11 protein-coding genes are annotated in these 14,488 nt (G+C 70.9%); 8 read left to right on the forward strand and 3 right to left on the reverse strand.

What is annotated here, in order from left to right; translation table 11 throughout:
• Positions 1-75 precede the first annotated feature (75 nt).
• The 3 genes from pdxA to SK095_RS16200 are packed head-to-tail and all read right to left on the reverse strand — an operon-like array spanning position 76 to position 5,073.
• Positions 76-1,068, reverse strand: a complete 993-nt coding sequence (gene pdxA, locus SK095_RS16190; RefSeq protein WP_320546843.1) for a 4-hydroxythreonine-4-phosphate dehydrogenase PdxA — start codon at positions 1,066-1,068, stop codon at positions 76-78.
• A complete protein-coding gene (locus SK095_RS16195) occupies positions 1,065-2,360 on the reverse strand; it encodes a peptidylprolyl isomerase (protein ID WP_320546844.1) in 1,296 nt (431 codons plus the stop codon). The genes pdxA and SK095_RS16195 overlap by 4 nt, the downstream gene beginning before the upstream one ends.
• A complete protein-coding gene (locus SK095_RS16200; protein WP_320546845.1) occupies positions 2,338-5,073 on the reverse strand; it encodes an LPS-assembly protein LptD in 2,736 nt (911 codons plus the stop codon). Before SK095_RS16200 ends, SK095_RS16195 begins: the two co-directional genes overlap by 23 nt.
• Positions 5,074-5,202: 129 nt before the next feature.
• Here SK095_RS16200 and SK095_RS16205 point away from each other — a divergent pair, with 129 nt between their 5' ends.
• The 8 genes from SK095_RS16205 to SK095_RS16240 all read left to right on the forward strand — a co-directional run bounded on the left by SK095_RS16205 (position 5,203) and on the right by SK095_RS16240 (position 14,488).
• Positions 5,203-6,219, forward strand: coding sequence for an aminoglycoside phosphotransferase family protein (locus SK095_RS16205; protein ID WP_320546846.1), 1,017 nt, complete (start codon positions 5,203-5,205; stop codon positions 6,217-6,219).
• Positions 6,216-6,899, forward strand: a complete 684-nt coding sequence (murU, locus tag SK095_RS16210; protein ID WP_320546847.1) for an N-acetylmuramate alpha-1-phosphate uridylyltransferase MurU — start codon at positions 6,216-6,218, stop codon at positions 6,897-6,899. The genes SK095_RS16205 and murU overlap by 4 nt, the downstream gene beginning before the upstream one ends.
• On the forward strand, positions 6,899-7,651 hold the full coding sequence (locus tag SK095_RS16215; RefSeq protein ID WP_320546848.1) for a DnaJ domain-containing protein: 753 nt from the start codon (positions 6,899-6,901) through the stop codon (positions 7,649-7,651). The genes murU and SK095_RS16215 overlap by 1 nt, the downstream gene beginning before the upstream one ends.
• Positions 7,652-7,727: 76 nt before the next feature.
• The gene (locus tag SK095_RS16220) at positions 7,728-10,151 is read left to right on the forward strand and encodes a PAS domain S-box protein (RefSeq protein ID WP_320546849.1); all 2,424 of its coding nucleotides are present in this window, start codon (positions 7,728-7,730) and stop codon (positions 10,149-10,151) included.
• Positions 10,148-10,777, forward strand: coding sequence for a response regulator transcription factor (locus SK095_RS16225; RefSeq protein WP_136489591.1), 630 nt, complete (start codon positions 10,148-10,150; stop codon positions 10,775-10,777). Before SK095_RS16220 ends, SK095_RS16225 begins: the two co-directional genes overlap by 4 nt.
• 159 nt (positions 10,778-10,936) lie before the next feature.
• The gene (locus SK095_RS16230) at positions 10,937-12,046 is read left to right on the forward strand and encodes an ABC transporter ATP-binding protein (protein ID WP_136489590.1); all 1,110 of its coding nucleotides are present in this window, start codon (positions 10,937-10,939) and stop codon (positions 12,044-12,046) included.
• Positions 12,047-12,103: 57 nt separating this feature from the next.
• On the forward strand, positions 12,104-13,135 hold the full coding sequence (locus SK095_RS16235; protein ID WP_201487235.1) for an ABC transporter substrate-binding protein: 1,032 nt from the start codon (positions 12,104-12,106) through the stop codon (positions 13,133-13,135).
• A 102-nt stretch (positions 13,136-13,237) separates the two neighbouring features.
• Entirely contained in the window at positions 13,238-14,488 is a 1,251-nt protein-coding gene (locus tag SK095_RS16240; protein WP_136489594.1) for an ABC transporter permease, read from the forward strand.

Below are 14,488 nucleotides of genomic sequence, written 5' to 3' on the forward strand. Positions count from 1 at the left end.
CGCCCGCTGGCCAGATCGGCCATGTGCGGGGCGGGCCCCTCTCCCGGAGCGGGGAGAGAAGGTCCGAGCGGCGTGTCAGGCCTGGCCGGCGCTCATCTGATACGCCGTTTCCAGCGCCACCTGCAGGCTGCCGGTGTCGATGCGGCCGCTGCCGGCCAGGTCCAGCGCGGTGCCGTGGTCGACCGAGGTGCGCACGATGGGCAGGCCGAGGGTGACGTTGACCGCGGCGCCGAAGCCCTTGTACTTGAGCACCGGCAGGCCCTGGTCGTGGTACATGGCCAGCACCGCGTCGCAGTGCTCCAGGTGTTTCGGGGTGAACAGGGTGTCGGCCGGCAGCGGGCCGACCAGGTCGAGGCCTTCGCCGCGCAGCTGCGCGAGGGTCGGCTCGATCACCTCGATCTCCTCGCGGCCCAGGTGGCCGCCTTCGCCGGCGTGCGGGTTGAGGCCGCAGACCAGGATGCGCGGCCTGGCGATGCCGAACTTGCCGCGCAGGTCGGCGTCGAGGATGCGCGCGACGCGGGCCAGGCGCTCGGCGGTGATGGCGTCGGCCACCGCGCGCAGCGGCAGGTGGGTGGTCACCAGGGCCACGCGCAGGCCGCGGGTGGCGAGCATCATCACCACCTGTTCGGTGTGGGTCAGCTCGGCGAGGAACTCGGTGTGCCCGGAGAAGGGGATGCCGGCCTCGTTGATCACGCCCTTGTGCACCGGCGCGGTGATCATCCCCGCGAAGCTGCCGTCAATGCAGCCGTTGCCGGCGCGCAGCAGGGTCTCCAGCACGTAGGGCGCGTTGCGCGCATCGAGCTGGCCGGCGACCGCCGGCACGGCCAGCGGGGTATCCCACACGTACAGGCTGCCGGCCGGCGCCGGCACTTCCGGCCAGGCGCCGGGGCCGACTTCGAGCAGCTCGAGGTCCAGCCCCAGCTGCGCGGCGCGTGCGGCCAGCAGCTCGCGGCTGGCGACGGCCACCAGCGCGTGCGGCTGGGCCGCGCGAGCCAGCAGCAGGCACAGGTCGGGGCCGATGCCGGCCGGCTCGCCGGGGGTCAGGGCGAAGCGCCGTGCCGCACTCACAGGCGGGTTTCCACGTAGGCTTCGCTGCGGATCTGGCGCAGCCAGTTCTGCAGTTCCTCGTCGTACTTGCGGTTGCGCAGCAGGTTGAGCGCCTGCTGTTCGCGGGCCTCGCCGCTGGCGTCGCTGGTGCGGCGGTCCAGCACCTCCAGCACGTGCCAGCCGAACGGGCTGCGGAACGGCTGGGACACGCGGCCGACCGGGCTGTCCGCCATCACCTGGCGGAACTCCGGCACCAGCGAGCCCGGCTCGACCCAGTTGAGGTCGCCGCCGTTGAGCGCCGAGCCCGGGTCTTCGGAGAAGCTCTTGGCCAGGGCGGCGAAGTCCTCGCCGCCCTGCAGGCGCTCGTACAGGCGCTCGGCCAGTTGGCGGGTTTCCGCATCGCTGCGGATCTCGCTGGGCTTGAGCAGGATGTGGCGCACATGGACTTCCTCGCGCAGCACGCCGCTGTCGCCGCCGCGCTTGTCGAGCAGCTTGAGGATGATGAAGCCGGCCGGCGTGCGCACGGGCTCGGTGACCTCGCCGACGCCGAGGGCGCCGATCATGCTGTCGAACGGCGGCGGCAGCTGGGCGGCCTTGCGCCAGCCGATCTCGCCGCCCTCCAGGGCGTTCTCGCTGCCGGAACGGGCCGCGGCCAGGCGGGCGAAGTCGGCGCCGCGCGTCAGCTGGGCGTGGATCTCGCGGGCCTGGCGCTCGGCGTCCTGGATGGACTGGGCCGAGGCGCCCTCGCCGAGCGGGATGAGGATGTTGGCCAGGCGGAACTCTTCGGACAGCTGCAGCTTGCCGAGGTCGGAGGCGAGGAAGTTCTTCACCTCCTGGTCGCTGACCTGGATGCGCTCGGCCACCCGGCGCTGGCGCACGCGGCTGATGATCATCTCGCGGCGCACCTGCTCGCGGGCCTCGTCGTAGGACAGGCCGTCGCGGGCCAGCGCGGCGCGGAACTGCTCGAGGCTGAGGTTGTTGCGCTGGGCGATGGTGGCCAGCGCCTGGTTGAGTTCCTCGTCGCCGATGCGGATGCCCGAGCGTTCGCCCATCTGCAGCTGCAGGTTCTCGACGATCAGCCGCTCGAGCACCTGCTGGGCGAGCTGCTCGCGCGGTGGCTGCTCGCCGCCGCGGCGGGCCAGGTTCTGCTGCACCTCTTCGAGGCGCCGTTCGAGCTGACTGGCCATGATCACGTCGTTGTCGACGATGGCGACCACGCGGTCGAGCGGCTGCACCTCGGCCCAGGCCGTGCCGCAGAGCAGCAGGGCGCCGAGGGCGAGGGGGCGCAGGTTATTGATAAGCTTGGTCTTCACGTTCACGGTAACCTTGAATGCCTTGGTCGAGGAAGGACTCCACCTTGTTGCCGGTGACGCCGCCCAGGCCCTTGAGGACGATCTGCAGGAAAATGCCGCGATCCGCCTCGTCGTTGCGGTCGGGGTTGAGGCTGGTCTCGTCGTAGTCGACCCAGTAGCGGTTGATCAGACGCAGCTTCCAGCAGCAGCTGTCGTACTCGAAGCCGCCGAAGGCCTCGAGGGTACGATTGCGGTTGTAGTCGTGCTGCCAGCGGGCGATCACGCTCCACTGCGGCGCGACCGGCCAGATGGTGGACAGGTCGTGCTGCTGGATCTTGTAGTAGTCCTTGATGTAGCCGGGGGTGCCCGGGGTACCGAAGTCGCCGCCGAAGCGCCACTGGCCGCTGGCCTGGTCGTAGCGCACGCTGTCGTTGCGGTAGCGGTAGCCGAGGTTGACCACCTTGCGCGGGTCGTTTTCCGGCTGGTAGTGGAACATGGCGCTGCCGGAGCGGGTGCGGTGGGTGTCCGGATCCCAGTTGAAGTCGGAGTTCAGGCGCCAGTCGCGGTTGAAGCGGTACAGGTACTGCAGGGCGTAGGGCGACTGCGAGGCGGTGGCGTCGCTGCGCGTGCGGTAGTCGATGCCCGGCAGCTGCACCTTGCGGTCGGCGAAGTGGAAGGCCTGGCCGAGGCTGATGCGCTGGCGCTCGAAGCCGTTGCTCTGGAGCCAGCGGCTGGTCACGCCCAGCGACAGGCGGTTCTCGTCGCCGATGCGATCCTTGCCGGAGAAGCGGTTCTCGCGCCACAGCGAGGAGTAGCTGAAGGTGCTTTCGGCGGTGTCGAACACCGGGATGGCGTCCTGCTTCTCCTCCGGCACGTAGAGGTAGAAGGCGCGCGGCTCGAGGGTCTGCCGCGAGCCGCCGAACCAGCTGCTGTCGCGGTCGAAGTACAGGCCGGAATCGAGGCTGGCGATCGGCACCTGGCGGTCGGGCGCGTCGTCGAAGCGCTGGCCGAGGGCGGCCATCTGGCTCTTGCCCAGGCTGTCGAGGCTGAGGTCGTACTGGGTGTGCAGGTACTTGACCGACGGCTTGACGAAGCCCCAGGTCCACTCCAGCGGCAGGCTGACGCCCGGCTCGACGTGCAGGCGGTCGCCGTTGGCGCGGGCCAGGCCGGTGACATTGTTGTCGTACCAGGGCTCGGCAACGCCGTTTTCGTCGATGAAGTTGCCGCTGCGCAGGTCGCGGTCGAAGCGCACGAACTCGCCGCCGTAGCTCAGCTGCAGGCCGCCCGGCTGGAACGGCAGGGCGCCGTCCAGGCTGAACTGCGGCAGGCGGTCGTAGGGGGTGATGTCGACCACGCTGGTCGGCTCGTAGGCGTGGGCGGCCAGTCGGGCGCGGTAGCTGTCGCCGCGCCAGGTCAGGCTGGCGCGCTGGTCGAGGAACTCCGGCCTGGAGATGTCCAGGTCGGTATCCAGATCCTGGAAGTAGTAGGGGTCGCTGATGTCGGTGTAGTCGACCTCGGCCAGCAGGCGCGAATCCAGTCCGCCGCGGTGCTGCCAGTTGTACATCCAGCGCTGGTCCTCGTACTCCGACTGCCGCTTGCGGGTGTCGTCCTGGTCGTCGAGCCAGGCGCCACCCAGCTGCCCTTCGCTGCCCGGAGTCAGGTAGCGGAACTCGCCTTCCATCAGCAGGCCGCGATCGACCATGTACGTCGGGTACAGGGTCGCGTCGTAGTTGGGCGCCAGGTTGAAGTAGTAGGGTGTCTGCAGGGTGAGGCCGTTGTCGCTGGAGGAGCTCAGGCTCGGCGCCAGGAAGCCGGACTGGCGACGGTCGTCGATCGGGAAGTAGATGTACGGGGTGTAGAACACCGGTACGTCCTTCACCCGCAGGGTCACGTTGGTGGCGGTGCCGAAGCCGGTGGCCGGGTTCAGGGTGATGTTGTTGCCCTTCAGGTGCCAGGTGTTCTCGCCCGGCTCGCAGCGGGTGTAGGTGCCGTCCTTGAGGCGCACCACGGCGTCCTCGCGGCGCTTGACGTACTCGGCACTGCCGCGTGCCTTGGCGGCGTGCACCACGTACTCGGCGTTCTCGACCACGGCCTCGCCGTTGTCCAGCTGCAGCTCGGCGCGATCGCCGACCACCAGGATGCCCTTGTCGCGCAGGCGCACGTTGCCGGCCAGCTCGCCCTTGTTCTCCAGCTGACGCAGGCTGGCCTCGTCGGCCTCGGCCTGCATGCTGCCCTGGCGCAACACCACGTCGCCGGCGAGGGTGGTGGTTTCGTTCTGCTGGTCGTAGCGCGAGGCGCGCGCGGAGACGAAGGTGGGCGCCTCGCTCATCGGCGTGTCGTCGGTGATGCCGGCGCGCCGGGGCTCGACGTAGGTGCCGGCGCAGAAGGGCGCGATCTCGGCCAGCTGGGCCTGGCTCAGGCGCTCGCGCGGTACCCAGTCGAGGTGGCTGTAGTCGGCGCTGCGCGAGGCGAGGGCGCGCCCGCCGTTGTCGCTGGCCTGCGCTGCGGCCTGGGCGGCGGGCGTCGGGGCGGCGCCGGGCGTCGTCGCTGCCTGGGGGCGCGGCGGCACGGCGCCCGGCGTGCTCTTCGGCGCGCAGGCCCAGCCGCCGCCGGCCGAAGCCTGGCAGTCGAACTGCTCGGCGGCGTGCAGCAGCGGAGCGGAGCCCAGGGCCAGCAGGCTGCCGGTGACCAGGAGAGGGAACTTTCTGCGGAACAGGGGGGGAGTGAGTGCCATCTTGTCGATGTCCGGGCTTCCTGCGCGCCAACAGCCTGTGCGGCCGCACGCCTTTCGATGGGCTGGAGTAAGATCGCGGATAATAAATCAATGCGTCACGCAACGGCTAGCGTAGAAGGGGAGCCCTGGATGTCCGTGGATAGTCGATTGGAAAGCCTGAAAGCCTGGCTGGACGGGTGCCTGCCCGAAGTGTTCGCCGCGCGCGGCTGGGGCGTGCCGGGGCCGGCCAGCCTGACGCCGGCGAGCAGCGATGCCAGCTTCCGCCGCTACTTCCGCTGGGAAGACGGCGCGCGCAGCCTGATCGTCATGGATGCACCGCCGCCGCAGGAGGACTGCCGCCCGTTCGTCAGGGTCGCCGGCCTGCTCGCCCAGGCCGGCGTGCACGTGCCGGAGATCCTCGCCGGCGATCTGGCGCAGGGCTTCCTGCTGCTGCCCGACCTCGGCCGGCAGACCTACCTGGAAGTGATCGGCGAGGACAACGCCGACGCCCTGTTCGAGGATGCCCTGCAGGCGCTGGTGGCCTTCCAGCGCCTGCCGGTGGAGGGCCAGCTGCCCGCCTACGACGAGGCGCTGCTGCGCCGCGAGCTGCAGCTGTTCCCCGACTGGTACCTGGCCCGGCACCTCGGCGTGACCCTCGAAGGCGAGGCGCTGGCGGCCTGGCAGGCGACCTGCGACCTGCTGGTGCAGAGTGCCCTGGCCCAGCCGCGGGTGCTGGTACATCGCGACTACATGCCGCGCAACCTGATGCTCAGCACTCCCAACCCCGGCGTGCTGGACTTCCAGGACGCGGTGTTCGGCCCGGTCAGCTACGACGTCACCTGCCTGTTCAAGGACGCCTTCCTCAGCTGGCCCGAGGCGCGCGTCGAGGCCTGGCTGCGCCGCTACTGGCAGCTGGCGGGCGAGGCGGGCATCCCGCTGCCGGAGAGCTTCGCCGAGCTCCGGCGCGCCAGCGACCTGATGGGCGCGCAGCGCCACCTCAAGGTGATCGGCATCTTCGCGCGCATCTGCCACCGCGACGGCAAGCCGAAATACCTCGGCGACGTGCCGCGCTTCTTCGCCTACCTCGACACGGTGATCGCCCGCCGCCCCGAACTGGCGCCGCTCGGCGCGCTGCTCGCCGGCCTGCCCAAGGAGCCCGCGGCATGAAGGCGATGATCCTCGCCGCCGGCAAGGGCGAGCGCATGCGCCCGCTGACCCTGCACACCCCCAAGCCGCTGCTGCCGGTCGGCGGCATGCCGCTGATCGAGCACCACATCCGCGCCCTGGCCGCCGCCGGCTTCACCGAGCTGGTGATCAACCATGCCTGGCTCGGCCAGCAGATCGAGGACTACCTGGGCGACGGCGCGCGCTTCGGCGTGTCCATCGCCTTCTCCGCCGAGGGCGAGCCGCTGGAGACCGGCGGCGGCATCCACCGCGCCCTGCCGCTGCTCGGCGCGGCGCCCTTCCTGCTGGTCAACGGCGACATCTGGACCGACTACGCCTTCGCCGACCTGCGCCGCCCGCTGGCGGGGCAGGCCCATGACGGGTTGGCCCATCTGGTGCTGGTCGACAACCCGGCGCACCACCCCGAGGGCGACTTCCGCCTGCAGGAGGGACGGGTCAGCGCCCGCGGCGCGCAGCCCGGACTGACCTACAGCGGCATCGCCGTGCTCGACCCGGCGCTGTTCGCCGGCTGCCGGCCGGGAGCGTTCAAGCTGGCGCCGCTGCTGCTCGACGCCATGGCGCTCGGCCAGGTCAGCGGCGAGCACTTCCGCGGCCGCTGGGTGGACGTCGGCACCCGCGAGCGGCTGGACGAGGTCGAGCGCCTGCTGGCGGAGCGCCCCTGATGCTGTGGCCGGCCAGCGCACTGGGCGGCATGGCCGGCTTCGTGCTGGCTAGCGTGCCGGGCGCGCTGCTCGGCGGCCTGCTTGGCCACTGGCTGGACCGTCGCCTGCAGCTGCACGACTGGGAGGACCTGCGCGAGCGCCTGGCCGGCCACGGCCACGACACCCTCGACGCCCTGCGCCTGATGCAGATGCTCGGCCGCCTGGCCGCGGCCAACCCGCATGCCGCCGTGGCCCAGCGCCGCCAGCTGCGCCGCGAGGCGCAGCGCGCCGGGCTGGCCGAGACGGCCGCGCTGCTGGCCTTCGAGCGCGGCCGTCGCGGCGCGCGCGTCGAGACCATCCTGGCGGGGCTGCGCCAGCGTCCGGCGCGCGTCGACACCGTGCTGCGCGCCGCCTGGCGCATGGCCTGGGCCGGCGACTGCTGCGCCCCGGCGGCGCGCGCCCTGCTCGGCGTGTGGGCGGCGCAGCTCGGCTGTCCGGCGGCGCAGCTGGCGGCGCTGGAGAACCAGGCGCTGGGGCGCGGCCTGCCGCTGGTCCGCCGCGACGACGCCTACCGCACGGCGCTGGACCTGCTCGGCGTCACCCCCGACACGCCGCCGGCGGCCATCCGCCAGGCCTACCGGCGCCTGCGCAGCCGCCACCATCCGGACAAGCTCGGCCGCGCCGATCCGGTGCGCCTGGCCGCGGCCACCGAGCAGAGCCATCGCCTGCAGGCGGCCTGGGAGCTGGTGCGCGCCCGCCACGGTCTGCGCTGAGCCCTGTAGCGGCGCAGGCCGATGGGATAGGCTGGCGGCGGACCGTGCGCAGTGCCCGGCCTACGGAGTCTTCGCCATGCCCCTTTCCGCCCACCTGGTTCGCTGCCTGACATCCGCGATGCTGCTGCTCGGCCTCTGCCTGACGCTGCCGGTACGTGCCGAGCCGGCGGCGCTGGCGGTGGATGCGGCGCAGCGCCAGTGGCTGGCCGATCATCCGCGGCTGCAGGTCGGCGTCGTGCTGCAGGCGCCCTACGCCCAGTTCGAGCGGCGCCAGCGCCAGCAGCAGCTGGTCGGCGCCCATGTCGAGCTGATGGGCGCGCTCGCCAGCCGCCTCGGCGTGGACCTGAACTGGCATGCCTATCCCGACCAGGCCGCGCTGGAGGCGGCGCTGCAGCGCGGCGAGATCGAACTGGCCCCCGGCCTGCAGCAGACCCCGGCCGGCCTGCGCCTGTGGCGCTACTCCGATCCCTACCTGCGCATTCCGCACCTGGTCGTCGGCGAGCGCAGCGGCGCCGCGGCGGTCCGCCTCGACCGCCTGGGGCGCGGCGAGCCGGTGGCGGTGCGCGAAGGCAGCCCGGTGCAGCGCTTCCTGCGCAGCAGCCACAGCAGCCTCGAGCTGCGCCCGGCCAGCTCCGAGCGCCAGGCGCTGCGCCAGGTGCTGGCCGGCGAGGCGAGCTATGCGGTGCTCGACGAGGCGCAGTACAGCCGTCTGCACGGCGAAGTCGAGTTCGCCGCGCTGGCGGTGCTCGGCGAGGTCGGCTATCCGCTGCTGCTGCGCGTCGCCGTGCGCCCCGACCTGCCGGAACTGGCCGGGCTGATCGACCGGGCCCTGCGCGCGCTGCCCGCCGCCGAGCTGGAGGCCGTGCAGCGGCGCTGGCTGCAGCCGCCGGTGACGAGTCTCGGCGAGTCGGCCGGCTTCTGGCGCAGCCTGGCCCTGCTGCTCGGCCTGCTGCTGCTGGCGGTGCTCGGCGCGGCCTGGTGGCTGCGGCGCCAGCACGACGAGCTGGAGCTGCGTCTGGCCGTCGCCCGCCACGACCTGAGCCTGCGCGAGTCGGCCGAGCAGGCGCTGCGCCTGGCCCAGTTCTCCATCGACCACAGCACCGTCGGCATCCTCTGGGTCAACTGGGACAGCCACCTGCGCTACGCCAACCGCGCCGCCGAGCAGCTGCTCGGCTACCCGGCCAGGGGCCTGGTCGAGCGGCCGCTGAGCGAGCTGGCGCCGAACCTCGACATGGATCGCTGGCTGGCGCTGTGGAAGCGCGCCCGCGCCAGCGACGAGGCGCTGGCCTTCGAGACCCGCTGCCGCTGCGCCGACGGCGAGTGGCTGCCGGTGGACCTGTCGCTCAGCTTCCTGCGTTTTCGCGACACCGAATACCTGGTGATCTATCTCACCGACGTCACCGAGCGGCGCCGCGCCCGCGCCGCCCTCGAGGAGAGCGAGGCGCGTCTGAAGGGCATCGCCGGCAACGTGCCCGGCCTGCTGTTCCGCCTGGAGCGAGCCGCGCCGGGCGCCGAGGTGCACATCGCGTTCATCGGCGAGGGCAGCGCCGGGCTGGTCGGCTACCCGGCGGCGACCCTGCTCGAGCCCGAGCGCGGCATCCGCAGCCTGGTCCACCCCGACGAGCGCGAGCACTACTGGAGCAGCCAGCAGGCGGCGCTGGCGGCCGACGACGACTGGCGCTGGCAGGGCCGCCTGCTGACCCGCGACGGCACGCCGATCTGGGTCGACATCAAGGCCACCGCGCGGCGCCTGGAGGCCGGCCGGGTGGTGTGGGACGGCATGGTCTGGGACATCAGCGAACTCAAGCGCACCGAGCTGGCGCTGGCCGAGTCGCAGGCCCAGCTGCGCGAGCTGGCGGCGCACCTGGAGAGCGTGCGCGAGGAGGAGAAGGCGCGCATCGCCCGCGAGGTGCACGACGAGCTGGGGCAGATGCTCACCGTGCTCAAGCTGGAACTCTCCATGTGCCAACTGGCCCATGGCGAAGGCGACGCCGACCTGCGCCAGCGCCTGCAGCACATGAGCAAGCTGCTCGCCCAGCTGTTCCAGGTGGTGCGCGACGTGGCCACCGCGCTGCGCCCGCCGATCCTCGACGCCGGCATCGCCTCGGCCATCGAGTGGCAGGCGCGGCGCTTCGAGGCGCGCACCGGCATCCCCTGCCTGGTCGAGGTGCCCGAACAGCTGCCGGCGCTCGGCGAGGGTAAGGCCACCGGGCTGTTCCGCGTGCTGCAGGAGGCGCTGACCAACATCATGCGCCATGCCCAGGCGCACAGCGTGGAGATCCGCCTCAGCCGCGAGGCCGGCGAGCTGCAGCTGTGCATCGCCGATGACGGCGCGGGCTTCGATCCGGCGCAGGTGCGCAGCGGCTCGTTCGGCCTGGTCGGCATGCGCGAGCGGGTCGCCATGTTCGGCGGCAGCCTGCGGCTGGACAGCACCCCGGGGCAGGGCACTACCCTGTACGTGAGGGTTCCCCTCGACCGGGAGGATAAGGAGACGGCATGATTCGGGTACTGGTGGCCGAAGACCACACCATCGTCCGCGAGGGCATCAAGCAGCTGATCGGCATGGCCAGGGACCTGACGGTGGCCGGCGAGGCCGGCAACGGCCAGCAACTGCTGGAGATCCTCCGCCAGACGCCCTGCGAGGTGGTCCTCCTCGACATCTCCATGCCCGGGGTCAACGGCCTCGAGGCGATCCCGCGGATCCGCGCGCTGAGCAACCCGCCGGCGATCCTCGTGCTGTCGATGCACGACGAGGCGCAGATGGCCGCCCGCGCGCTGAAGATCGGCGCCGCCGGCTATGCCACCAAGGACAGCGATCCGGCGCTGCTGCTCACCGCGATCCGCAAGGTCGCCGGCGGCGGCCGCTACATCGACCCGGCGCTGGCCGACCGCATGGTCTTCGAGGTCGGCCTGACCGACTCGCGGCCGCCCCACGCGCTGCTTTCCGAGCGCGAGTTCTCGGTGTTCGAGCGCCTGGTGCGCGGCGAGGGCGTCAACGAGATCGCCCAGCAGCTGTCGGTCAGCAGCAAGACGGTGAGCACCCACAAGGCGCGGCTGATGCAGAAGCTCGACGCCCACTCGGTGGCCGACCTGGTGCGCTACGCCATGGAGCACAAGCTGGTCTGACGCCTGCGCGGGGGCGCATGGAACCGCTACCCGTGTAGGGCAATCCCTACAGAACATCTTCCGGCGGGCCTAGCCGATGTCGTCCTGCCCGCCGATTTGCCCGCCGCCGGCACCTGCCTACGCTGTAGCCATAGTCCACCCAGTCCTACAGGTGCGGTCATGGCCGAGACGCAAGGCAACGACATCCTGGTCAGCTTCCGTAGCGTGCAGAAGAGCTACGACGGCGAGAACCTGATCGTCAAAGATCTCAATCTGGACATTCGCAAGGGCGAATTCCTCACCCTGCTCGGGCCGTCCGGTTCGGGCAAGACCACCAGCCTGATGATGCTGGCCGGCTTCGAGACCCCCACCGCCGGCGAGATCCTCCTCGGCGGCCGGGCGATCAACAAGCTGCCGCCGCACAAGCGCGACATCGGCATGGTGTTCCAGAACTACGCCCTGTTCCCGCACATGACCGTGGCCGAGAACCTCGCCTTCCCGCTCAGCGTGCGCGGCATGGGCAAGGCCGACATCGCCGAGCGGGTCAAGCGCGCGCTGAGCATGGTGCAGCTGGAGGCGCTGGCCGGGCGCTACCCGGGGCAGATGTCCGGCGGCCAGCAGCAGCGCGTGGCGCTGGCCCGCGCCCTGGTGTTCGAGCCGCAGCTGGTGCTGATGGACGAGCCGCTCGGCGCGCTCGACAAGCAGCTGCGCGAACACATGCAGATGGAGATCAAGCACCTGCACCAGCGCCTGGGCGTCACCGTGGTCTACGTCACCCACGACCAGGGCGAGGCGCTGACCATGTCCGACCGCGTGGCGGTGTTCCACCAGGGCGAGATCCAGCAGATCGCCCCGCCGCGCGAGCTGTACGAGGAGCCGTGCAACGCCTTCGTCGCCAACTTCATCGGCGAGAACAACCGCATCAACGGCCGCCTGGTGCGCCGCGACGGCGAGCGCTGCGTGGTCGAGCTGCCGCGCGGCGAGCAGGTCGAGGCGCTGGCGGTGCGCGTCGGCCAGCCGGGCGAGCTGGTCAGCCTGTCGGTGCGCCCCGAGCGGGTGCGCATCAACGGCCACAGCAGCGGCTGCGACAACCGCTTCTCCGGCCGGGTCGCCGAGTTCATCTACCTGGGCGACCACGTGCGCGTGCGCTTGGAGGTGGCCGGGCAGAACAACTTCTTCGTCAAGCAGCCGATCGCCGAACTCGACCCCGCGCTGGCGGTGGGCGACGTGGTGCCGCTCGGCTGGCAGGTCGAACATGTCCGCGCCCTCGATCCGCTGAGCGCGGAATAAGGATCGCGGCCCGATAGTGGCAAGTACCCCCAAACGCAGCATCCTGGAGAAGAATAAATGTCGAAATCCCTGAGGTTCGCGGCCCTGACCCTGGGCCTGGGTTGCACCCTGTCGGCCGTGGCGGCCGATCTGACCACCATCTCCTTCGGCGGCGCCAACAAGCAGGCGCAGGTCAAGGCGTTCTACGAGCCCTTCGAGAAGGCCAGCGGGCACAAGGTCATCGCCGGCGAGTACAACGGCGAGATGGCCAAGGTCAAGGCGATGGTCGATACCGGCAGCGTGAGCTGGAACCTGGTCGAGGTGGAGTCGCCGGAACTGGCGCGCGGCTGCGACGAGGGGCTGTTCGAGGAACTCGATCCGGCGCAGTTCGGCCCGGCCTCGGACTACATCGACGGCGCCATCCAGCCGTGCGGCGTCGGCTTCTTCGTCTGGTCCACCGTGCTGGCCTACAACGCCGACAAGCTGAAGACCGCGCCGACCAGCTGGGCGGACTTCTGGGACGTGCAGAAATTCCCCGGCAAGCGCGGCCTGCGCAAGGGCGCCAAGTACACCCTGGAATTCGCCCTGATGGCCGACGGCGTGGCGCCGAAAGAGGTCTACAAGGTGCTGGCCACCGACGAGGGCGTCGACCGTGCATTCAAGAAGCTCGACCAGCTCAAGCCGCACATCCAGTGGTGGGAAGCCGGCGCCCAGCCGCCGCAGTACCTCGCCTCCGGCGACGTGGTGATGAGCTCGGCGTACAACGGCCGCATCGCCGCGGTGCAGGGCGAGAGCAATCTCAAGATGGTCTGGGACGGTGGCATCTACGACTTCGACGCCTGGGCCATCCCCAAGGGCGCCAAGGATCAGCAGGCCGCCCGCGAGTTCATCGCCTTCTCGGTCAAGCCCGAGCAGCAGAAGGCCTACGCGGAGAACATCGCCTACGGTCCGGCCAACAAGAAGGCCATCGACCTGCTGCCCAAGGAGCGTCTCGGGCTGATGCCGACCACTCCGGAGAACATCGCCAACCAGGTGGCCATCGACGTGACCTTCTGGGCCGACTACGGCGAGCAGCTGGAACAGCGCTTCAACGCCTGGGCCGCCAAGTAACAGCCTCGGCGGGACGGCGCTGCGCCGTCCCGTCCGCGGGAAGCATCCCGCCGTCTTGCCCGGCCGCCGGCGGCGGCCTTCTGTCCGGAGTTGAACATGGCCATGGCTAGCGCAGTGTCCGTCCCCAATGAGGTCGCCGGCCTCCCCCTCAAGCAGCGCCTGGCGCGCGCCGAGCGGCTCAACCGCCTGAAGTCGCAGGTGCTGATCCTGCCGCTGCTGGCGTTTCTCCTGCTGACCTTCCTGGTGCCGATCGGCGCGCTGCTCTGGCGCAGCGTCGACAACCCCGAGGTGGTCGGCGCCCTGCCGCGCACGGTGGCGGCCATCGAATCCTGGGACGGCCACGGCCTGCCGCCGGAGCCGGTCTACCGCGCCCTCGGCGAGGAGCTGCCGGTCGCCCGCAAGCAGCAGCTGCTCGGCGACCTGTCCAAGCGCCTGAACATGGAGCTGTCGGGCTATCGCAGCCTGCTGTCGAAGACCGCCCGCCAGCTGCCGCTGGCCGCCGAGCCGGTCTCCTGGCGCGAGGCGCTGGAGCGCATCGACGAGCGCTGGGGCGATCCGGCCTACTGGCAGGCGATCCAGCGCAACGCCAGCGGTACCACCGCCTACTACCTGCTGGCCGCCCTCGACCACCGCATCGACGAGCTGGGCGAGCTGGCCCCGGCCACCCCCGACCAGGCGATCTACCTGGAGATCTTCGCCCGCACCTTCTGGATGGGCCTGGTGATCACCGTCATCTGCCTGGTGCTGGCCTATCCGCTGGCCTACCTGCTGGCCAACCTGCCGGCGCGGCAGAGCAACCTGCTGATGATCCTGGTGCTGCTGCCGTTCTGGACCTCGATCCTGGTGCGCGTCGCCGCGTGGATCGTGCTGCTGCAGTCGGGCGGCCTGATCAACGGCACGCTGCAGGCGCTCGGCATCATCGACGAGCCGCTGCAGCTGGTGTTCAACCGCACCGGCGTGTACATCTCGATGGTGCACATCATGCTGCCGTTCATGATCCTGCCGATCTACAGCGTGATGAAGGGCATCTCGCCGACCTACATGCGCGCCGCGGTGTCGCTCGGCTGCCATCCGTTCGCCAGCTTCTGGCGCGTGTACTTCCCGCAGACCCTGGCCGGGGTCGGCGCCGGCGGCCTGCTGGTGTTCATCCTGTCGATCGGCTACTACATCACCCCGGCGCTGCTGGGCAGCCCGAACGACCAGATGATCAGCTACTTCGTCGCCTTCTACACCAACACCACCATCAACTGGGGCATGGCCACGGCCCTGGGCGGCCTGCTGCTGGCCGCCACCCTGCTGTTCTACGCAATCTACAACTGGCTGGTCGGCGCCGGCCGCCTGCGCCTGGGTTGA

Source organism: Pseudomonas sp. AN-1 (assembly GCF_034057115.1).
GTDB lineage: Bacteria > Pseudomonadota > Gammaproteobacteria > Pseudomonadales > Pseudomonadaceae > Geopseudomonas.